Annotated in this window: 18 protein-coding genes; 9 read left to right on the plus strand and 9 right to left on the minus strand. The window is 69.1% G+C overall.

Translation table 11 applies throughout. From position 1 onward, the window contains the following. Positions 1-251 precede the first annotated feature (251 nt). Together RPX00_RS04715 and RPX00_RS04720 are read right to left on the minus strand one after the other, a co-directional pair. Positions 252-917, minus strand: coding sequence for a response regulator (locus RPX00_RS04715; protein ID WP_406637813.1), 666 nt, complete (start codon positions 915-917; stop codon positions 252-254). Further along, entirely contained in the window at positions 918-2096 is a 1179-nt protein-coding gene (locus RPX00_RS04720; protein WP_406637815.1) for a sensor histidine kinase, read from the minus strand. A gap of 173 nt (positions 2097-2269) precedes the next feature. Between RPX00_RS04720 and RPX00_RS04725 the strand changes: the two genes are divergently transcribed. Further along, the gene (locus tag RPX00_RS04725) at positions 2270-2500 is read left to right on the plus strand and encodes a hypothetical protein (protein ID WP_406637817.1); all 231 of its coding nucleotides are present in this window, start codon (positions 2270-2272) and stop codon (positions 2498-2500) included. Positions 2501-2513: 13 nt separating this feature from the next. Here the strand turns inward: RPX00_RS04725 and RPX00_RS04730 are convergent, their stop codons facing one another. Beyond that, the gene (locus RPX00_RS04730) at positions 2514-3944 is read right to left on the minus strand and encodes an APC family permease (protein ID WP_406637819.1); all 1431 of its coding nucleotides are present in this window, start codon (positions 3942-3944) and stop codon (positions 2514-2516) included. A gap of 798 nt (positions 3945-4742) precedes the next feature. After that, positions 4743-5168: an alpha/beta fold hydrolase gene (locus tag RPX00_RS04735; RefSeq protein ID WP_406637821.1), complete on the minus strand. Its 426-nt coding sequence runs from the start codon at positions 5166-5168 to the stop codon at positions 4743-4745. A gap of 109 nt (positions 5169-5277) precedes the next feature. Between RPX00_RS04735 and RPX00_RS04740 the strand changes: the two genes are divergently transcribed. Further along, the gene (locus RPX00_RS04740; RefSeq protein WP_406637823.1) at positions 5278-5871 is read left to right on the plus strand and encodes a TetR/AcrR family transcriptional regulator; all 594 of its coding nucleotides are present in this window, start codon (positions 5278-5280) and stop codon (positions 5869-5871) included. Here the strand turns inward: RPX00_RS04740 and RPX00_RS04745 are convergent. Beyond that, positions 5852-6922 carry a DUF6670 family protein gene (locus RPX00_RS04745; RefSeq protein WP_406637825.1) on the minus strand — a complete coding sequence of 357 codons (1071 nt, stop codon included), beginning with the start codon at positions 6920-6922 and terminating at the stop codon, positions 5852-5854. The two genes, RPX00_RS04740 and RPX00_RS04745, sit on opposite strands and share 20 nt — an antisense overlap. A gap of 68 nt (positions 6923-6990) precedes the next feature. Between RPX00_RS04745 and RPX00_RS04750 the strand changes: the two genes are divergently transcribed. After that, positions 6991-8541, plus strand: coding sequence for an FAD-binding oxidoreductase (locus RPX00_RS04750; RefSeq protein ID WP_406637826.1), 1551 nt, complete (start codon positions 6991-6993; stop codon positions 8539-8541). Between the two features lie 4 nt (positions 8542-8545). Here RPX00_RS04750 and RPX00_RS04755 read toward each other — a convergent pair whose 3' ends face one another. From RPX00_RS04755 to RPX00_RS04765, 3 genes are all read right to left on the minus strand, one after another. Beyond that, positions 8546-9961 (minus strand): phytoene desaturase family protein, encoded by a 1416-nt coding sequence (locus tag RPX00_RS04755; protein ID WP_406637828.1) that lies wholly within the window; start codon positions 9959-9961, stop codon positions 8546-8548. Beyond that, positions 9958-11742, minus strand: coding sequence for a DUF3556 domain-containing protein (locus RPX00_RS04760; protein ID WP_406637830.1), 1785 nt, complete (start codon positions 11740-11742; stop codon positions 9958-9960). The genes RPX00_RS04755 and RPX00_RS04760 overlap by 4 nt, the downstream gene beginning before the upstream one ends. A gap of 77 nt (positions 11743-11819) precedes the next feature. Next, positions 11820-13205 carry a class I adenylate-forming enzyme family protein gene (locus RPX00_RS04765; protein ID WP_406637832.1) on the minus strand — a complete coding sequence of 462 codons (1386 nt, stop codon included), beginning with the start codon at positions 13203-13205 and terminating at the stop codon, positions 11820-11822. A gap of 240 nt (positions 13206-13445) precedes the next feature. Here RPX00_RS04765 and RPX00_RS04770 point away from each other — a divergent pair, with 240 nt between their 5' ends. The 6 genes from RPX00_RS04770 to RPX00_RS04795 all read left to right on the plus strand — a co-directional run bounded on the left by RPX00_RS04770 (position 13446) and on the right by RPX00_RS04795 (position 20986). Next, the gene (locus RPX00_RS04770; RefSeq protein ID WP_406637834.1) at positions 13446-14687 is read left to right on the plus strand and encodes a PucR family transcriptional regulator; all 1242 of its coding nucleotides are present in this window, start codon (positions 13446-13448) and stop codon (positions 14685-14687) included. Positions 14688-14887: 200 nt separating this feature from the next. Continuing rightward, positions 14888-15172, plus strand: coding sequence for a hypothetical protein (locus tag RPX00_RS04775; protein ID WP_406637836.1), 285 nt, complete (start codon positions 14888-14890; stop codon positions 15170-15172). 56 nt (positions 15173-15228) lie between these two features. Continuing rightward, on the plus strand, positions 15229-18036 hold the full coding sequence (locus RPX00_RS04780) for a BTAD domain-containing putative transcriptional regulator (RefSeq protein ID WP_406637838.1): 2808 nt from the start codon (positions 15229-15231) through the stop codon (positions 18034-18036). A gap of 227 nt (positions 18037-18263) precedes the next feature. Then, a complete protein-coding gene (locus RPX00_RS04785) occupies positions 18264-19232 on the plus strand; it encodes a cutinase family protein (protein WP_406637840.1) in 969 nt (322 codons plus the stop codon). Between the two features lie 100 nt (positions 19233-19332). After that, positions 19333-20082, plus strand: a complete 750-nt coding sequence (locus tag RPX00_RS04790; protein ID WP_406637842.1) for an SDR family NAD(P)-dependent oxidoreductase — start codon at positions 19333-19335, stop codon at positions 20080-20082. Positions 20083-20128: 46 nt separating this feature from the next. Beyond that, complete coding sequence (locus RPX00_RS04795) at positions 20129-20986, plus strand: LysR family transcriptional regulator (RefSeq protein ID WP_406637844.1); 858 nt, start codon at positions 20129-20131, stop codon at positions 20984-20986. Here the strand turns inward: RPX00_RS04795 and RPX00_RS04800 are convergent. Beyond that, positions 20940-21491: a hypothetical protein gene (locus tag RPX00_RS04800; protein ID WP_406637845.1), complete on the minus strand. Its 552-nt coding sequence runs from the start codon at positions 21489-21491 to the stop codon at positions 20940-20942. The two genes, RPX00_RS04795 and RPX00_RS04800, sit on opposite strands and share 47 nt — an antisense overlap. Between the last annotated feature and the right edge of the window lie 122 nt (positions 21492-21613).

Genomic DNA, 21613 nt, shown 5'->3' on the forward strand with positions numbered 1-21613 from the left:
GTGGCAGGCCGTCCACGGGTCGCACAAGAGAATTCCGGATTGATTCCAGAAAAGCACCCGAAGGGGTTCGTCCGGAGAGGCGTCAAGATCGTACCGGAGCGCGAGAGCGGTCCACTGCGACAAACAGGCTAAAATTGGAGCAGCGTTATTCTCGACGCGCCAATTAGCTTGCGCCGTTCGCATTTCGTTGAATACCGCGTGGCTATTTCCGAATACCTAAGCCAAAAGCGTCTGACACTGAGGATTTCTGGTCAGTCCTCGCTGTCGCGCACCACCAGCGCGATCTGCACCCGGTTCACCACACCCAGCTTCGCGAACAGGCTGCTCGTGTGCGCCTTCACTGTCGCCACGCTGATGTGCAGCCGCGCCCCGACCTCGGCGTTCGACAGTCCGTCCGCGATCGCCCGCGCGGTGTCCAGCTCGCGTTCGGTCAACGCGGCCAGCCGGGCCCGCGCCGTCTCCCGCGCCGCGCGCCGGGTCTCCGACGACTGCGGCCCCATCGCCGCGGTGATCAACCGGGTCGTGGCCGCCGGGGAGAGCGCGGGATTCCCGTCGGCGACCGAGCGCACCGCGGCCACGATGTCCGGCGGCGGGGTGTCCTTGAGCACGAACCCGAGCGCGCCTGCCCGCAGCGCGCCGAGCACCATCTCGTCGGAGTCGAAGGTGGTCAGCACCAGGACGCGCGGCGGATCCGGCCAGCTGAGGATCGCCTCGGTCGCGCTGAGGCCGTCGCGTCCGGGCATCCGCACGTCCATCAGCACGACGTCCGGCCGCAGCCGGCGGACCTCGGTGATCGCGGCGTCGCCGTCCGCCGCCTCGCCGACGACCTCCAGGTCGGCCTCGCCGTCGAGCATGAGCCGCAACGACATCCGCACCAGCTGATCGTCGTCGACGATCACGACCCGCACCCGGTCCACTCACTCGCTCCCTTCGCCGCGGGCAGGCCACGGCAGCCACGCGGTCAGCACGAACCCGCCGTCCGGATCCGCGTGATGGTCAAGTTCACCACCTGCCAGCTCCACCCGTTCGGAGAGGCCGAGCAAGCCGAATCCGGCCGACGGCGGCGGAGCCTCGCCCCGGACCGCGCCGGAATCCCGCACGGTCACCCGCAGTCCTTCGCCCTCCCCGCCAGTGACGGTAACGCGCACCTCGGCACCGGGTGCGTGTTTCCCGGCATTGGTCAGTCCTTCTTGGACAATCCGGTAAACCGTGCGCGCGAGCAGATCCGGCGGGGTGCCAACGGAATCCGGGGTGTATTCGACGTTGACCCCGAGCGCACGCGCGTCGGCGACCAGCGCGGGCAGATTCGCCAGCGACGGCTGCGGCGGTTCGAGCCCGCCCGGGCTGGCCCGCAGCACCCCGAGCACCTCCCGCAACTCCTCCAGCGCCTGATGTGCGCCGTCGGCGATCCCCTTGGCCAGCATCGACACCTGCGCGGCCGGCAAATCGGTGCGATGCCCCAGCACGCCGGCCTGCATCGCGACCAGCGAAACCCGATGCGCGAGGACGTCGTGCATCTCGCGCGCGATCCGGTGCCGCTCGAGAATCCGCGCCTCCGCCGCCCGCGCGACCTGCTCGCGTTCGGCGCTCTCCGCCCGGTCCCGCAGCGACTGCAACTCCTCGCGCCGCGCCCCGATCGCCGCCCCGACCGCGACGACGATGCCGGTGATCAGCACGATGAATGACATGGACAACCACCACGGGTCCGGGTCGCTGCCCCGCGGGTAGAGCCCTTCGGTGACCGCCGCGGTCGCGACGCAGGCGAACCCGATGAACATGGTCTCGAGCGGACGGCGCCGGGTCGCGAGCGACCCGAGCACGAGCAACGCGGCACCCCCGGCGGACGTCGACACCGCCGAGACGATTACCACTCCCGTCGCGATCGAGAGCGGGTACTTCCGCCGCCACAGGGACACGACGAGGCAGCCGAGGCCGATAATCGGATCGCCGAAGATCAGCCATCCGATCCGCGGGTCGTCGGACCCCTCCGGCAGCTGGGCGGCCACCGCCAGCCAGGCGAACACGCCGAGCAGCGCGGCCACGACCAGCCGCCACCCCTGCTGCCACGGCTTGAGCTTGGCCTGCGCGACGATCACCAGCCCATCTTCGCCGATCCGCCCCCGCCGTGCAGCCGCCCGCGGCACAGCCCGTGCCCTAGACCAAAGTCGTAACCCTCGGCTTTTGGTCGGCCCCGGTTCACTCCGCAGGTCCGATGCCCGCGGCGGGCGCGGCCGTCACACTGAGGGCACCACGAACTCAAGGAGAGCAGATGAGCAAGGGCGGTTACTCGGCAGTGCAGATCGCCGGCATGGTGATCACCGTCGTCTGCGCACAGGCCGCGATCCGCAGTTTCTTCGACCACGACGCACGCCAGCTGTGGGGAGCCTTCGACTGGGTCCCCGGCGGATGGGGCGGGCAACTGGTCGCGCTGCTGATCCTGACCCTGGCCGGCATGCTGCTCGCCGGCTGGGCGCACGACCGGGCGAAGGCGAAAGGCTGAGTCCTTTACGGGCTCAGTGGACGTCCGGCCCGAGCGCCGCATACGTCTCGGGCCGCCGCCTGCGCAGGTAACCGGCCATCGCCAGCCCCGCGACAATCAGGATCGGCAACAGCCACGGCAGCAACCCGATCCACGCCGCGTCGGACCCGGCCATCGTCGGGAAGTTCAGCACCGCCAGCACGATCACCCCGATCAGCCCGGCCCCGCCGAGCCCCGGCGCGACGAACGTGCTCCACCAATGCGGATCACGCCGCTGCCGGAAGAACACCACCACCGCGATCGACGCCATCGCCTGCAGCACCAGAATCGCCAACGTGCCGAACCCGGTCATCGACGACGTCAGGAACGCGACCGGGTCCAGCCCCAGCACCGCGAAAATCGCCGCGACCACGGTAGCGAACCCGATCTGTGCGGCGCTGGCGTTACGCGGCGTACCGGAAACCGTGCGCCCCAACGCCTTCGGCAGCACACCATCCCGAGCGAGCGCGTAAATGTAGCGGCTCGCGGAGTTGTGCAACGCCAGCAACGCAGCGAAGAGACTGACCACGAGCAGCAGCTGCATCGCGTCGGTCAACACGGTGCCGAGGACGTCCTGTGACGTGGACAGCAGCAGATCGCCAGCCGCAAGATGGTCCTGCGCCACGGATTTCGCGTTCTCCACGCCAATCGCACTCACCAGCGCAAGCGACGTAACCGCCGCGAACACCCCAATCGCAATCACCGCGATATAAGTGGCCCGCGGCACCGACCTATTCGGATCCCGCGCTTCCTCACTGAACAACGCGGTCGCCTCAAACCCGATAAAACACGTCGCAGCAAACAACAACCCGAGCCCGATCGACCCGGACGTCACCACCGCAGGCGACAACGCACTGAACGAATACCCAGATTGCACCAGCACCGCGACGTCGAACACGACCAGAATGCTGACCTCGAGAATCAGCGAAACAGCCAGCACCTTCGCGGAAACGTCAACCCCGCGCCGGCTCAGCAAAAACACCGCCGCCACGGAGAGCCCCGCCCACACCTCCCAAGGCAAGTCAAGATGGAAGACCCGGTTGACCACGCCGCCCGTCAGCGCCCCGGATGTCCCCACCGCGCCCGCGACGAAACAGTTGTATCCCGCCAACGCGACAAACGCCCCCGACAACCCAGCCGGCCGCCCCAGCGCAGCAGTCAAGTAGGCGTAGAACCCGCCCGCGTTGGAGACGTACCGGCTCATCCGCGCGTACCCCACGCCGAACAGCAGCAACACGATCCCGGCGATCAAGAACGACGCAGGCATCCCGCCACCATTGCCGAGCGCGATCCCGAGCCCCGCGATGACGACCATCCCCGTCAACGGCGCGACGGCGGCGAGCACCAGGAACGCGATCCCGCCAGTACCGAGCGCATTAGCGCGAAGCCGCCCTTCAGCAGCCTCCGGCGACGCTTGCTGTGGCATTCCCAGCCCTCCCGCGATCAACTCCAGGGCGACTCGTGCCCCGCGAGCGTCCCAGTGTGCTAGCCGAGAGCCCCTTCCCCCTTGTCCCCGCAGGCAGAGGTCTTGGCAATGCGCGCACCCCCACCTCCCGTGAGGGGAACCCTCACAGCCCCAGATTCCCTCAGGGTTCCCCTCACGACCCTCTGACACCCCCGCACAGTCCCGTCACCGATGCACCCACCCATCGAGGCACCCACCCCACCCCCAACCCCGATACGGAGCCAAAAACACGGCGCGGGGGTGCTTGTCAAGGCATCTTTCCCGCCTTGACAAGCACCCCCGCGCCGTAGTCACACTCAACCTTCGGGGTGCCCCACGCCATCACCGGCCCGCAATGTCGCCGCCAGGCGACGAGCAAACTCCCCCGGCCGCCCCGCATACCCACTCTCCTCCCCCAAGAACCCCCCATGATGCGAAGGAAACATCACCACCTCCAACCCCAACTGACCAGCAATAGCCCGAGCAGTCCGAGAAGTAAACGTATCCCCAGTCTCCTCCCCCACCCCCACCACAACCCGCGTCCCCGCAGCCTTCAACCCCGCAACATCCGGCACATAATCAATTACCGGCCGAGACCGCTCAGACAACAACGGATCATCCCGCCGCCCGTCATCCTCGGCAGGCAACCCGAACTGCCCAGGCTCAGCAACCGGCAACGCGAAGTACTCCTCGGTAAACTCCCCAACCCAGCTAGTCATCGCGATAAACGCAGCCATCCCATACCCCCACCCCCGGGACAGATACACCTCCGTCATCGCATCACAAGCCCGCGCAGCAGACCACAGCGTCCGGCAACGCAGAAATAGCAGGCGGCTCATGCGCCACCAACGTCACGACATCCTCGGGATAAGCCGCGACCAACGCCAGTGCAGTAACCGCCCCGCCACTACTGGCGAACAAATCAACCGGCCCCGCACCAAGCGCCTCGATCACCGCGTGCACGTCCCCAGCCTGCACCTCAGGCCGATTCTCAACGCTGCCGTCAGACCGCGTACTACGGCCGAGCCCGCGCGGGTCATAGGTGACCACCGTCCGCTCCGGAAACCGTTCAGCCAGCGCGCTGAACCCACTGGCGTCCATCGGCTGCCCGATCATCACGAGCGGCCGGATCCCGTCGGTGACCGGCTGGTTCCGCACGTCGTAGACGATATCCGCGCCGTCAGTTTGAAGGTGAAACTCAGGCATAGCGACTCTCCCCTGTTCTCACGAGAACGAGCAGCCTACCCGACCACCGCGTCCGAAGGGTCCATTGTGGACCGCAGCATCGCGGAAGTCGTTCAGCTATGCTGGCCAGGTGACTAATCCGGCAGGCAGCAAGGGAATGCCGCGACCCGAGCGGGAGCGGCTGATCCTCGACGCCGCCGTCCAGGAGTTCGGCACACAGGGCTACGCGCACGCCTCGGTCGCCGCCATCGCCCGGCGGGCGGAAATTTCCAAACCGTTGGTATACGGCTATTTCGAGTCCAAGGACGGCCTCTACCTGGCCTGCCTGCACCGCGGTGCCGCCCCGCTGGTCGACGCCGTCACCGAAGCGCAGGCGGGCACCGGCCTGTCCCGCGCGCTGGGCACGCTGGAAGCCATCTTCCGCACCCTCGAACCGCGCCGTCTGGACTGGGCGGTCCTGTGGGATCCGACCCTGCCGCCAGGCTCCGCGGTCGACGAAGCGGCCCGTTCCTACCGACGGAAACTGTCGTCGCTCGGCGCGGAAGGCACGAAAGAAGCCTTGTCCTCAGCCGGTTTCGCCGATCCCGCCGACGCGTCGCTGTTCGCCCGCATCTGGTACGGCGCGGTCGCCGCCACCGTCAACTGGTGGCTGGAACATCCGGAGGAGCCCGCCGAAGTCACCACCCAGCGCTGCGCCCGGATCCTCACCTCGCTGCGCGGCTGACCTCGCAGTCGACCCACTCGAAGTATCCCGTTCCCGACACTGGCCGCTGCCGGAAAGTGCCGGAATATGTGTAAGCGCCGACATAACCGCGCCCGTGCCCGTACCGGAGTGGACTGTCCACAACAGCCTCCAGCGTCACGACCTCGTCCGCGCCGTCCCGGACCGTCCAGCGGAACCGCTCCGGCACCCGCATCTCCCGCCCGCGCGGATCGACCTCCGGCTCGACACGGTGCTCAACCTCGACCTGAACCTCGCGGAACGCCGCCGAGTCGCCATCGAGCGTGCGCAGGTGCGCGAACCGGCACGCCGTCGCCCCAGCCGCGCGGACGTCGGTGAGCAGCAGCTGGGTCCGGTCGTCCAGGTTGATGATCTGATAGGTGAAGAAGTCGATCGGCAGCTTGAGCCGCGGCGGCAGCGGCGTACGGCGAAGTGCTTGCGGGGACAGCGATCGCGCGTATTCCACGGTGCAGAGGCCGCCGATCTCGGTCTCGCCGGTGTCGTCGGTGATCATGCCGGTGAAGGTGGCGAGCAGGCTCAGGTGGTCGTACGCCAGGTTGCGCATGAACCACGACACCTGCCGGGTCGCGGTGATCTCCAGGTCCGCCGAGAAGCCGTCGTAACGCGCGTGCACCCGGTACGACGGGTGCGCCGCTTCGATGGCGAGGTCGGAATCCCATTCCAGCCGCGAACCGTCCTCGGCGAAGCGACAGTCGGTGCGGGAATCGTAGGCTCGGTAGTGGTGGTGCCCCGGCGCGGCGGTCGACGAGAGCACGGTCGTGGTGCGCCGGACGTCCGAGGTCGCGAGGTAGTCGTTGTCGAAGCAGACCGTGCCGGTGCTGCCGATCAGCGTCATGGTGTTGAGGTAGCGAAACGGCCGGGGCAACTCCGGCACGAAGACGCCGTAATGCGTCCACGCCCAGGTCCGCGAGCCCGGCTGCGGCCGCAGCAGCTCAGGCCGGTCGAACGGTTTCGCGGATTCCTCGATCCGCTGGTCGAAGCGGGGCAGCACCCGGTTCACCACGAACGGCGCGGCGGCGGTCAGCAGGCTCATCTTTCCTCCTCAGGGCCTATTACCCTAGAGTAAGTTACCCTAGGGTCACTTCGGAAGGGAGCAGTCGGATGACACGGTCCTGGTGGGGTTGGGGCGACACCGAGGAAGCGCTGACCGCCGCGGAGTCGGAAGCGCTGGTCGCGCGCACGGCCGCGTTCCTTCCCGCGCACGACTTCACCGACCACGCCCCGCCCTCACCGGACGACCTTCCGGTGCCGCGTTCTCGCCTCCGCCCGCCCGCCGCGCTGGCCCGGCTGTGCTCGGCCGACCCGGTCGACCGGCTGTCGCACGCGCGCGGCAAGGCGTTCCGCGACGTCGTGCGGAACCTCGAAGGACGGGTCGAAACGGTGCCGGACGTCGTCGCGCGACCGGAGACCGAGCAGGACGTGCTCGACCTGCTGGACTGGTGCTCGGTCAGCGGCACGCCGGTAATCCCTTACGGCGGCGGCAGTTCCGTCGTCGGCGGCATCGAGCCCCGGTTCCCCGCGCCCGCGGTGTCGATGGATCTCGAACGCCTCGACCAGGTCGTGGAGATCGAGCGAACGAGCCGCACCGCGCGGATCCAGGCGGGGGTGTACGGCCCCGCGCTGGAGGACCAGCTGCGTCCGTACGGGCTGACACTGCGGCACTATCCCCAGTCGTTCACGCACTCCACGCTGGGCGGCTGGCTCGCGACCCGCGCCGGCGGCCACTTCGCCACGCTGGCGACGCACATCGACGACCTCACCGAATCCCTGCGCGTCGTGACTCCGGCGGGCGTCAGCGAATCGCGCCGGCTGCCCGGTTCGGGGGCCGGACCGTCGCCGGATCGGTTGTTCCTTGGCTCCGAAGGCACACTGGGCGTGATCACCGAAGCCTGGATGCGCCTGCAGGAACGTCCGCGCTGGCAGGCGAAAGCGTCAGTGAGTTTCGCGCGGTACGCCGACGCAGTGCAGGCGACCCGGGCAGTCGCCCAGTCCGGCCTGTACCCGGCGAACTGTCGCCTCCTCGACACCGCCGAGGCGTTCCTCAACACCGGCGTCCAGACGGACGGGTTGCTGCTGCTCGCCTTCGAGTCCGCCGACCATCCGGTGGACGCTTGGCTGGACCGCGCGCTCGAACTGACCGCAGACCACGGCGGCACGGTCACCGCCCGCCGCGGCGAATCCGGTTCGACCTGGCGATCGGCGTTCCTGCGCATGCCGTACCAGCGCGACGCGCTCGCCCGCCGGTCGATGGTGGTGGAGACCTTCGAGACCGCCTGCACCTGGGACGCGTTCGAGTCGCTCCACGAGGCAGTCACGACGGCCGCCAACGCGGCGATCGCCGAAATCTGCGGCGCGGGCGTGGTGACCTGCCGGTTCACCCACGTCTACCCCGACGGCCCCGCGCCGTACTACGGCATCTACGCGACTGGCCGATGGGGCAGCACCGTCGCGCAGTGGGACGAGCTGAAAACCGCGGTGTCCGAAGCACTTCTGGCCAACGGCGGCACGATCACCCATCATCACTCGGTCGGCCGCGACCACCGCCCGTGGTACGACCGGCAGCGCCCGGACCCGTTCGCCGCCGCCCTGTCCGCCGCGAAGAACGCGCTCGACCCGGCAGGCGTGCTGAACCCGGGCGTCCTGATCCGGTAACCCGTCATCGCCGCAGGTACCGCAACGCCCGCGCCGCCGCGTGACTGCCGCACATCCCGTGCGCGCCCGGCCCCGGCGGCGTGGCCGCGGAACACACGAAGTGGCCCGGAACGCCAACGTCGTACGGCTGCCAGGTCGCGCGCGGACCAAACACCAGCTGCCGCACGTCCTTCGCTCCGGTGAGGATGTTCCCGCCGACGAAATTCGGGTTCCCCACAGCGAATTCCGCCGACGACGTGGTCACCGAACCGAGCACCCGCTCCCGGAACCCGGGCGCGAACCGTTCGATCTGCGCGGTGATCGCCTCGGTCGCGTCGCCGGTGTAACCATGCGGCACATGCGCGTACGCCCACACCGGATGCACATCACCGACCGAACGGGACGGATCGGCCAGGTACTGCTGTCCCAGCAACACAAACGGCCGTTCCGGCATCCGTCCGTTGTGGACTTCTCGCTCTCCCGAAGCGACTTCCGCCGCCGATCCTCCCAAGTGGACCGTCCCAGCCGCCCGCGCCTCCGGCGAACGCCACGGAATTCCGCCCTGCACCGCGAAGTCCACTTTGAACGCACCAGGACCGTAACGGAACCGCTCGTACGCACGTCGGATCCGCGGTGGCAACCGGTCGCCGAGCACCGACGCCAGTGTGCGTGGCCCGACATCCCACACCACGACGTCCGCGCGCGGCAGCTGCGAAACCGACCGCACCCGCACCCCGGTCTCGATCTTGCCGCCGAAGTCGGCCACCAACGCGGCCAACGCGTCGCTGATCGCCCGCGAACCGCCCTCGGCGACCGCCCAGCCGTGCCGGTGCCCAGCGGTGAGAATGCCGAGCCCGATCGCCGACGACAGCGGCCGATCCAGCGGACGGAACGCGTGCGCCGCCACCCCGAGCCACAGCGCGCGGGCCTGCTCGGTACGGAAGTACCGGGCCAGCACGGTTGCCGGCGCGAGCGTCGGCAGACCGAACCTTCCCAGCAGCAACGGATGTTTCGGCACTCGTAGCAGCGGACCGAGGATGTCCTCGCTCAACGCGTCGTAGTTCTGCGCCGGTGCGGAGAACAGCGCGGACCAGCGACGCTCGTCCGGGCCGAGCCCGGCGGCGGTGTCGGCGACCGAGGTCCGCAGGACGCCAGCGGTGCCGTCGTCGAGCGGGTGCACGCAGTCGATCTCCGGCAGTCGCCAGCGCAGGCCGTACCGATCGAGCCCGAGGTCGGTCAACACCGGCGAGCCGACCGCCATCGGATGCGTCGCGGAGCAGTGGTCGTGGCGCAGGCCGGGGACGATCGCCTCGTAGGTGCGGGTGCCGCCGCCGATTTCGTCGGCGGCCTCCAGCACCGTCACGTCGACCCCGGCGCGCGCCAGCACGGCCGCCGCGGCGAGCCCGTTGGGTCCGCTGCCGACCACCACCGCCGTAGTCATGCCGGCACGCTGCTGGTCTTGGCCTGGTTCGCGGTCCAGGTGACGGTGAGCGGGATCGGGCCGTTCGGCAGCCACGGCTGCTCGTTTACCGCGTCGGCCACCGTCCAGTGGCCCCGCTCGACCACGCCCAGCGCCGCGTCAATCACCTGGTAATGCTGCACCTTCGAGTGGATGGCCTGCGACTCGACCCACACCACGATCCACTCTCCGGGCGCGAAGCCGACCCGCTTCTGCACCGCGTTGACGAAGTCGAGGCCGTGCAGGTGCCCGTCGCCGAAGTTGAACCCGAGGATGGAGTTGCAGCCGAATTCGGCCTCCCGCACGGTGCGCGTCTCGAGGTCCGGCAGGTTCTTCGCGAGCACTGAGAACAGCCCGCGGCCCTGGCTGTGCATCGACCGCCACGCGATCGTCTGCTGCATGGTGATTTCCGCGACCTCGGCCGGGTAGCCCATCGCCTGCAGCTGGTCGACCTGGTTCTTCGTCGGCCGGTGCGGCAACGTGTTCAGCTTCGCCTCGGCACCCGGCGCGAACGCCCACAGCGCCGACGCCCAGTTGCCCGCGTACTGCCGCATCGACGGCAGGAACGACACCAGATCCGGCCGCAGGTTGCCGAGCACCGGGAAGAACAGCAGCGCGGCCGCGATCACGACGCCGAGCCAGCCCGGCGTCAGGTCGCCGACGCCGTATCCGGCGCTCGCCGGGAAGCCGAGGAACAGGAAGATCGCGAGGTAGCCGAAGAGAATGTTCCACTCCAGCGGCACGGCCAGCGGGAACGTGGACGTGATGAACAGGTGGAACACCACCATCAGCGCGACCCCGGCGAGCGTGACCCAGTGATTGGTGGAGAACAGCAGCACCAGCGGCGTGATGATCTCCACCGTCGTCCCGCCGACGTGCGCCATGAACGACGCGAGCTTCGACGGCCGGATATCGTTCGGGAAGTCCCGGTAATGCGCCCGCTTCAGCCATTTGAACGGAACGCACGGGCTGTTGGACACCATCGGCGGCACCACATTCGTGAAGTGCTTGCCGAATTTCGAGACGCCCGCGCCGATCCACACAATGCAGATCAGCAGCTTCGCCGCGATGATCATGTTCACGAACGGCAGGAAGGCGAAGAACACCAACGCGGGCAGATACTGTTCACCGCGAGCGGCGAGGAAGATCGTCTTGTCCCGCAGTCCATTCAGGACGTACAGCACGATCGGCGCGATCAGCAACGCCGGGCGAACCAGGCCTGAGGTGTTGCCGGGCAGCGCGGCCGACAACGCCGCGTCCGGGGCTCCCGGCAGGACGATCGCGGTCAGCAGCGAGGCGAGGAAAGCCAGGTACAGCAGCACATCGAAGCCGCTTCGCCGGTCGCCCGCGGTGAACGGGACGCGCCTCCACGGCCGCAACCGGATCGTGCCGGGCCGCGCCCAGAACAGGATCCCGCCGGTCATCGGCTTGAACTTGCCCGCGATCGGTCCCCAGGAACCGGCGACACCGACCGCTTCCAGCAATACCGTCCACAGCACGAGCTTTTGGTAAACCACCGGCTCGTGCCACCACGCGGCGACGTCCCAGAACGGGCCGACGCCGGACGTCGCGGTGGCAATCGCCACTCCGGCCAGCACGTACAGGAAGATCAGCTTCACCACATACGTCGCCGGAATCATCTTGGGCGAGCCGAAGCCGAACTGGACCCAGTGCAGCGCGAGCGCCTTGGTCCGTTCAAAAAGTGGCTTCCGCAGGAAGGTTTCCGGATCGACCGGGGGAAAGTCCCCTGTCTTGAACCCCATTGTTCTCCGCCTTTCTCCGGGCAGCATCGACCGGACCCGCGAATGCGGGCACGGATTTTTCTTTCAGCAGCGAGGAATCAGCCGGCCGCGGCGAGTTCGCGGCGCAGCGCGGGTTTGTCGATCTTGCCGACCGGGTTCCGCGGCAGCGCGGGCACGATGTCGATCCGCACCGGCACCTTCACCCGCGTCAGCCGGGCCCGGCAGTGGTCCAGCAACTCGTCCTCGCTCACCACCGCCGAGGGGTACAGCGTCACGGTCGCGACCGGCAGTTCGCCGAGCACCGGATGCGGCGCGCCGACCACCGCGGCTTCCAGCACCGCCGGGTGTGCGTGCAGTGCGTTCTCGATCTCCTTGGGGTAGAGGTTCTCCCCGCCCCGGATGATCATGTCCTTGATGCGGTCGACCAGGACGAGGTAGCCGTCCTCGTCGAACCGCCCGACGTCGCCGGTGTGCAGCCAGCCGTCCACGATCGTCGCGGCCGTGTCCTCGGGCCGGTTCAGGTAGCCGCGCATCACGTTCGGCCCGCGCACCACCACCTCGCCCGGACCGTCGGTCAGCCGGCCTTGTGGATCCATCAGCGCGACCTCCTGGCCGGGCAGCGGACGCCCGACAGTGCCCGGTTTACGCGGCCCGGCCAGCGGATTCAGCGTCGAAGCACAGCTTCCTTCGGACAGCCCATACCCTTCGACCACCACCACACCGAACCGTTCCTCGACCCGCTCGATCAGCTCGGCGGGCATCGGCGCGGCCCCGCACACCACCAGCCGCAGCGACGAGGTGTCCGGCCGCACCGTCTCCGGAAGCTCGGCCAGCCGCGCGTAAATCGCTGGCACAGCGGAGAAATACGTCGGACGGACGCGTTCGACCGTGTCGAAGAAGTCGTCGGCGCGGAATCTCGCGGTGATCGTCGAGCGGCCGCCGGCGAGCAGCGGCGCGAGCACGCTGACCACGATCCCGTTGACGTGAAACAGCGGCAGGATCAGCAAGCTGTGATCCGCAGGGCCGAGTTCGAGCGCGTCGACGATCATTTCCGTCATCGCCCGCACATTCGCGTGATCGAGGACCACGCCTTTCGGCCGTCCCGTGGTGCCGCTGGTGTAGATGAGCAACGCGACCGCATGATCGTCGTCGGCCACCGACCCCTCGTCCGGGGAGGCCGTCTCCAACTCCTCGATCCGCAGCGTCACCAGGTCCGAATCGCCTTGCCCCACCACGACTTTCGCGCCCGCGTCGGCGATCTGGAACGAGGCTTCGCCGTCGGTCAGCTCCGGGTTCACCGGCGTGACCGCGGCACCGAGCCGCCAGGCCGCGAACAACACCACCGCGAACTCGATCCGGTTCGGCAGCAACACCGCGACGACGTCGCCCGCGCCGACTCCCTTGCCCGCAACGCGGCCGCCGCGCTGCGCACCCGCACCGCGAAACCAGCGTTGCCGAGTTCGCCGTGTTCGTCGCTGAGACAAGGCAGGTTCGGGCTCCGCCGAGCCCGTTCTTCAGGCAGCGCCGCGAGGTGCATCGTCGAAGTCCTTTCCCAGGGCGGCTTAGTGGGAAATGACGGTAAGGACGGGGCGTGACCTGGGCCATAGGCCGCAGAACCGAAGGTGGCGCGGGTCGTTGTGCCGGGGTCACAACCGCCTGCACCGAGGGGGTGAACGGTGCCGCTCGCCTGTCGCCGGGGCGCTCCGGTGGTTACCCTGACCGCCATGTCCGACGCCGTCGACGCCGTCGTGGCCGAGATCGCGCACGCCATCGACGCCGATCTCCCCGCGCGCACCACCGAACTCACCGACTGGTTCATCGAGGTGATCCCGGAGTTCCGGCACGACGAGACGGTGCGCAAGCTCATGATCGCCAGCACGTCGGCGAATCTGGTCGCGATCCTCGACATGCTGTCGCATTCCATCCCGCTCGACCGGATCACCGTCCCGCCCGCCGCGGCCGAGTACGCGCGCCGGTTCGCCCAGCACGAGCTGTCCCTGGAGGCGCTGCTGCGCGCGTACCGGCTCGGCGAGCACCGGTTCGAGCAGTGGGCGATCGAGGCGCTGGGGCGGCAGCCGAACATCAGCACCCAGGTCGCGCTCGGCGTGCTCGCCGAACTGTCGCGGCGCACCAACCGCTACATCGACCAGGTCATCGAGGGCCTCATCGACATCTTCGAGACCGAACGCCGACGCTGGAGCAGCCGCACCGGCGCGGCCAGGGCGGCGCAGATCCGGCTGGTGCTCGAATCGGACACACTGACCGAGGATTCCGCGCAGCAACTCCTCGCTTTCCCGATGCAGCAGTGGCATCGCGCGGCGGTCGCCTGGCTGCCCGCCGAGGGCGCGGGCGAACTACAGGCCGCGGCCCGGCTGCTGCAGGAGGTGTGCGGACGCGGGCCGGCGCTCACCATGCTCGCCGACGACCGCACGCTGTGGAGCTGGACGGTCAGCATGGAACGCGACGATGTCGAGGTCGACCGGCTCCGCTCCGGCGTGGCGGACATCGGCGGCGGCCTGCGGCTGGCCTTGGGCGCGCCGGGCTACGGGCTGGCCGGATTCCGCGGATCGCTGCGCGAGGCGGTCCGGGCGCGAGCCGTCGCGGAGACCGACGAGGACCAAGATCAGAGCGTCGTGCTGTTCGACGACGTCGCGATCGCCGCGCTGCTCACCGAACAGTCCGACGACGTGTACCGCTGGATCGCGCGGGTCCTCGGAGACCTCGTCGCCGACGATCCCGGCACCGAACAACTGCGCGAGACGCTGCGGGTCTTCCTCGACACCGACGGCAGCTACACGCACGCCGCCGCCCGCCTGCACCTGCACAAGAACACCGTCCACTACCGAGTCCGCAAGGCCGAGGAACTGTGCGGACGGCCGCTTTCGGAGCACCGGCTGGAAGTGGAGGTCGCCCTGCGCGCGGCCACCTTGCTGCGCAAGCGGCTGCCGTGGAACGAACCCGGCTGACCCGTTCGTCCATTGTGGATTGGTTTGCCTTCGCGCGCCGCCGTGTTAGCCTGACGCCGTGCTGCGCTTCCTTACGTCTGAGCGACTCGTAACCCAGCGCGCCGGCTGAACCAGGCTGCCGGCGCGCGATGCCGGCGTACGCCGTCTTCTTCGGGACCTGGCCCCTTTTCCCGCCAGACCTCTCTTCCCGGAGAAACGCCATGTCGCTGAGCACCTTTTCGTCCGCCCCGTACACCTCCGCCCCGGCCATGCTGGTCCGCCGCCGGATCGCGACCTACTTCGTCGGCGGCATCGACCAGATCCCCGGCCTCGTCGCCACGCTGAGCCAGCACGGGAAGCTGATCCACGAGCTGTCCGTCGACGTCCGCGAAGGCGTCCGGGAAAGCAGCATGGTCAGCACCGTCCTGGTCAGCCCCGACGCGCTCGACCCGCTGCTGGACGCCCTGCGCGACCTGCCGTCGGTCGTCTCCGCGGAGCTGGCCTGACCCCTTGCGGCGGTGACTTAGAATGATCATCCGTACCAGCAGCGTCACCCTCGCGGGTGATCCGGCACGCGGGGGCAGTCATCGGCGGCGACGAGTCGGGTCCGGCGTTGCGGTTCGCCGTGCTCGGACCGGTCCGCGCCTGGTACGGCGACCAGCCGGTGGCGCTCGGCCCGGTCCGCCAGCAGGCCGTGCTGGCGGTCCTCCTGCTCGACCGCGACCGCGCCCGCACCGCGGACGACCTGCTGCGCACGATCTGGGGCGGTGCCCCGCCGTCGAGCAAGACCAACCTGGTCTCGGTCTACCTCTACCGGCTCCGCGCCGCCTTCCGCGCGGCCGGGGTGCCAGGCGAGGTAATCAGCAGCGGACCGGCCGGGTACCGGTTCGTCGCTGACGCCTACCTCGACGCCGCCCACCTGGACGAACTGCTCGAGGCGAGCTGCGCTGACGACGCGGAAGCCGCCCTCACCCAGGCCACCGCATTGCTCGGCGGCGAACCACTGGCCGGACTGCCCGGCGACCACGCGGCAGCAGAACGCGAACGCCTCGCCAACCGCGGCCTCACCGCCTGGCGGCAGCTGACCGAACTGTGGATCCGCGAGAACCGGCTGACCCCCGCCATCGACGCGCTGACCAAACTGGTCGCCGCCCATCCGCACGACGAACCGCTGGTCGCGCTCCTCATGCGCGCCCGCTACCGCGGTGGCTGGACGTCCGACGCCCTGCGCGACTACCGCGACCTGCGCCGTCGCCTGATCACCGACCTGGGCGTCGAGCCAAGCCATACCCTGCGCATGCTGCACGAAGCGATCCTCCGAGACGACGCTTCAGCGGTCGAAACCCCACGCAGAAACGAGCTACCACCAGACATCTCGAACTTCGCCGGACGAGACGCGGTTGTCGACGCGATCGCCGCTTCGCTGGCACCACGCCCCGGCGACGCACCCCGGCTCGCCGCGGTCGACGGGATCGCCGGAGTCGGCAAATCCGCAGTTGTCGTCCACCTCGCGCACCGGCTGCACCCCGCGTACCCGGACGGCGCGCTCTTCCTCGACCTCCACGGCTATACCGCCGGACGCACCCCGCTCAGCCCGTCCGACGCCCTCGGCCGACTCCTGCGCACCGTCGGCGTGGCAGACCGCGAAGTGCCCGATGACCTGGACGAACGTGCCGCAGTGTGGCGTGCCCGGACCGCCGACGCGCGGCTCCTGCTCGTCCTCGACAACGCGGCGTCCGCCGAACAAGTCCGGCTGCTCCTGCCCGGCGGCAGCGGCAACGCGGTCCTCGTGAGCAGCCGGGGCCGCCTCGCCGGACTCGACCCGGACAGTCAGTTCACCCTCGACGCCCTGCCAGAGGCCGTGGCCGTCGAACTGCTCACCGCGCTGATCAACGACACCCGCGCCTTTGCCGAACCCGCCGAGGTCTCCGCCGTCGCCCGGCTGTGCGGCGGCCTCCCGCTCGCACTGCGGATCGTCGCCGCACGGATGCGCAGCCGTCCACAGTGGACCTTCGCGCATCTAGCGGCCCGCTTATCCGAACGCCGCCTGCACGAACTCGCCGACGGCCCGCGCAGCATCGAGGCCGCGTTTTCCCTTTCCTTTCAACGCTTATCGCCAGCCGAGCAACGCGTGTTCCGTCTGCTGGGCGAAATCCCCGGCGTGGCACTGGACAGGCATTGCGTGGCCGCGCTAGCCGCCATCCCCGCGACCGAGGCCGAGGAGCTGCTGGAGAACATCGTCGACGCGAGCCTGCTCGACCTCGTCGCGCTCGACCGATACCGCCTGCACGACCTGGCCACCGACTACGCCCGCAGGCTCGCCGCCGAAACCCCGGATCCGCAAGCGCTGGACCGGGTCCTGGCCTACTACGAAGCCGCCGCCCGGGACGCGCACGCGCAGCTGACCGGCGACGGAGACCTCCCCAGTGCGAACGCGTGGCTGACCGCCAACCGGGTCGCGCTGGTGGAACTGGTCGAGTACGCCGTCGCGAACGACCGGCTCGACGCCGCCGCCCGGATCGCCACAGTGGTCGCCGAACTGTTCACCATGCACGCCTGGTTCAGCGACGCCCGCCGGATCCATGAATGCGTCCTCGCCGCCGGTCCGGACGACGACGCTCCATTGTGGATGAATCTGGCGCACGTCCACGGCATGCGCGGTGCGTACCAGCAAGCGTGGGACTGTTTCATCCGTGCGGAGAAAGGCTTCTCCCGCAGCGGCGACGAAAAGGGCGTAACGCGCGCGCTGGCCGGTCTCGGCGCCGCAGCCCGCGCGCTGGGCCGATACCGCGAAGCCGCCGGATACCTGGAACGCGCACTCGCCGAAGCCAACCGGCTCGAATACTCGACGCCGATGTTCACCGTGCTGCCGAACCTCGCGATGGTCCACGAGCAGAACGGCCGCTACGACCTGGCCCTAGAGCACGCGCGCACCGCCGTGGAACTGGCCGCCGAACTCGGCGACAGCCGCCGGCACTGCGCCATGCTGGGTCACCTCGGCGAACTGCTGCGCGATTCCGGAGACTTGGCGGAAGCCGCGCAGGTCCTCACCGACACCGTCGAGCTGGCGCAGCGCACCGGAAACGTCCGGGTGCACGCCCAAGCGCTCACCGAACTGGGCGCGGTCTCGTTGCGGCAAGGCGACCCGGACACCGCGATCCGCCACCAGCTGGCCGCACTGGACATGGTCGACGCGGACGCTCTCGAGACGATGATCATGCTCCGCACCCACCTGGGCGAGGCCTACCTCGCCGCCCGCCGCGCGGCCGATGCCGCCACCCAGTTCACGACCGTGCTCACGCTGACCGACCGAGCCCCGAACCCAGTGGCCCGCACCCGCGCGCTGGCCGGTCTGTCCCGCTGCTCGTGAGTGCTAATGCCGGTTCTAACCGGCACCAACACTCACGACACCCTCGGACCGCGGCCGGTCGTGCGCACCTATGCCATCGTCGGCACGCCCGGGATGGAATCTGGATGAAATCGCCCGCCGCCAGTGATTTTCCCCCTTCAGTCCCTCTTGACCAGGTGATCACCGCGCCCGGAAACTGCTGGCACGCCCCGGGCAGCCGCGCCCGGGACCACTGGAGGGACCAGATCTTGCGACTTCTGAAGAAAGCCTGCCTGCTCCTCGCCGGGGCGGTGACCGCGGCGGGCGTGACCGTTCTCGGAGCGGGCGCCCCGGCGTCGGCCGCCGACTGCAGCCACGTGTACTTCCTCGCCGACGGGCACCTCAACGGCACCACCGGCGCCACCTGGGACGTGAACCACACCGTCGCGCCGCCCGGGGCGCATCTGGAGAAATTCCTTTACGACGACGGCATCATCCCGGTCGTCGAACCGCACGACCTCGACACCACGCAGAAGTACGCGGGCCCCGCGCTGGAGAAGAAGGTCACGGACTTCCACCAGTCCTGCCCCGGCACGCCGATCACGCTCGTCGGCTACTCGTTCGGCGCGCTGATCTCCGGCAACGTCGTCGCGAGCCTCGCGAGCAAGAACGCCGTACCGCACAACCTGCTCAACGCCGTGCTGATCGCCGACCCGCGGCACGCCGTGCACACCAGCGGCGTCGAGGGCCCGGCCGGCGGCATCATGTCGGTCGCCCCGGACGGTCCCGGCATGCACACCACCGGCCCGCGGAACTTCGGCGACATCAAGGTCGCGAACATCTGCCGGCACGACGACATCATCTGCAACGCGGTCAACCCGGTCTCGAACGCGCAGGGCTTCATCGGCGAAATGCAGCGCTTCAACACCGCACACACCGCGTACGGCGACCCGGACCCCAACCGCAGCCCGTGGCACAACCCGGCCGCCTTCGAGAACTCCGGCGACCTCATGCTGGCCCCGTCGGCCCCGATCACCTGGGGCGGCCCCGCCTTCCCCGCCCCCATGCCGCGTGATGTGCTGAACTCCAACCCCGTCTACCAGGGCGTGATCGACGGTCTCAGCAAGTCCGGAGACACCCTGGACTGGGCGAACGTGCTCAACTCCTTCGGCCTTCCCGGCGACCAGGTGATCCACGAGATGATCGCCGCGCTAGAAGCCGCGGGCAAATACTGGTGACCTGTTCCGCGCGCGGCACCCGCTTCCACCGGGTGCCGCGCGCGGCGCCGCTCGCCCGATCGCGCAGACTGGGTTCCCCACCAGCGAAAGGGCACCCCACATGCGTTTGGCCGACAAGATCACCCTGATCACCGGCGCTTCAAGCGGAATGGGCCGGGCGGCGGCCCGCACGTTCGCCCGCGAAGGCGCGACAGTCGTCGTCACCGACATCGAAGACGCCGACGGCACCGCCGTAGCCGAGGAAATCCGCACCACCGGCGGCCAAGCCGAATACCGCCGCCTGGACGTCACCGACGAAGACTCCTGGACCGCCGCGATCGCCGACGTCCTGGACCGGTACGGAAAGCTCGACGTACTGGTCAACAACGCCGGCATCAGCGGCACCTACGACCCAGACCTCACCAGCACTGCGTTCTATGACCGCTTGATGCAGGTCAACGCCCGCGGAGTGTTCCTGGGCATCAAACACGGCGCCGCGGCGATGTCCGGCCGCGGCGGCTCGATCGTGAACCTGACGTCGATCTCCGCCTCGATCGGCCAGCCCGGAGTCCACTTAGGATACGGCGCTTCCAAAGCCGCGATTAAGTCGATGACCACCACCGCATCGGTGCACTACGCGAGGGACGGCATCCGCGTCAACGCGGTCGCCCCCGGCGTGCTGCCGCCGATGCGCACCTCCCGCGGCTCCACCGACCCGGTCTGGCGCGCGAAGCAGATCGAAGGCATCCCGCTGGGCCGCGCCGGCGAGGTCCAGGAGGTCGCCGATGTGATCCTGTTCCTGGCTTCCGCGGAATCCTCGTACGTGACCGGAGTAGAAATCCTGGCAGACGGCGGTTTCACGGCGCAGTAGCGCCACTACCCGGTACCGTTCTGGGGCGAGACGAAGGCGAGGCCCGATGGAGCTGAGGCAGGTCGAACACTTCCTCGCCGTAGTGCGGCACCGCAATTTCACCCGCGCCGCCCAGGACGTGCACGTCGTGCAGTCCGCGCTCAGCGCTTCCATCCGGAAACTGGAAGCCGACCTGGGCGCGGAACTGTTCGACCGCACCACCCGCCGAGTAACCCTCACCCCCGCCGGCGAGGCCCTGCTCCCGCTGGCCCACCGGATAGCGACAGAAGTAGACGCCGCCCGAGGCGAAGTAGCCGCAGTGACCGGCCTGGCCTGCGGCCGAGTGTCGATCGGCACCATCCAAACCCTGACCGTCATCGACCTCCCCGCGAAACTAGGCGAATTCCGCGCCCGCTACCCAGGAATCCGCCTACGCGTACGAGAAGGCACGATCCCCGGCCTGACCGCCGCGGTCTCGGACGGCGAACTAGATCTGTCCTATGTAGGCGGTCCGCTGCCAGAGGACCTGGCAGAATTCGCCAGCTGGCAGCAAAACCTGGTCCTGCTCACCCACCCAGGACACCGCCTGTCCTCCCGCCGCCGAGTACGCCTAGCGGAGCTGGACGGCGAACCATTCGTCGACTTCACCGGCAGCGGCCTGCAAGTATTGGTAGACCACGCCTTCACCGAAGCCGGTGCCCGCCGTGATCAGGTCTGCGAGGCAACCAACGTTGCACTGCTAGTCGACCTGGTCGCCGCAGGCCTAGGCGTCACCGTGGTCCCCGAACAAGTCGCCGCCCGATCCGGACTGCCTTTCGCCCACCTGACCCAGCCACCCCTGGCCCGCACGATCTACCTGACCGGCCGCTCGGCAAACCTCACCAACCCGGCCGCTCGGGCACTGCTGGCGCACCTCCTCGCCTGACCCCACGCACCGGCGCGAGGATCAAGGCGAACCCGACCAACCCAAGCACCAGCGCGACGGTCGTCAACCCGGTAAGCCCAGCGACGAAGGCCAACGCGAACGCCCGCCAGCCAAACCGCCGCAGCAACTGGACCACATCCCGAGTCGACTGCTCCTGCTCCACAGCGGCTTCGCTGAGCCCAGCGGCTTCAGCGGCGTCCGCAGCCCCGGCGGCTTCAGCGGCTTCGGCGGTCCCGGCGGCTTCGGCGATTTCTGTAGCCCAGGGGGCTTCAGCGGCTTTGCTGAGCCCAGCAGCTTCGGCGACTTCAGCGGCTCCGGCAGCCCAGGCGGTTTCGGCAGCCCCAGCAGCTTCGGCGGCTTCGGCAGCCCAGACAGCTTCAGCGTTGGCGGCGGCGCTGAAGGAGACGTCGTTCGGCGCGACCGCGCCGAAGAGACCGTGGTCCGGCGGGATGCCACCGAAGGCACCTTCCTCCGCGGCCCCACTGACGGCACCGTCTTCAGCCACAGTCCCACCGGCGGCACCGCCTCCAGCCACAGTCCCACCGGCGGCACCGCCTCCAGCCACAGTCCCGCCGGCAGCACCTTCGCCTGGCCCGGTGCCACCGGCGCCACTGTCGCCTGGAACGG

The organism is Amycolatopsis sp. WGS_07 (assembly GCF_045278895.1).
GTDB lineage: Bacteria > Actinomycetota > Actinomycetes > Mycobacteriales > Pseudonocardiaceae > Amycolatopsis.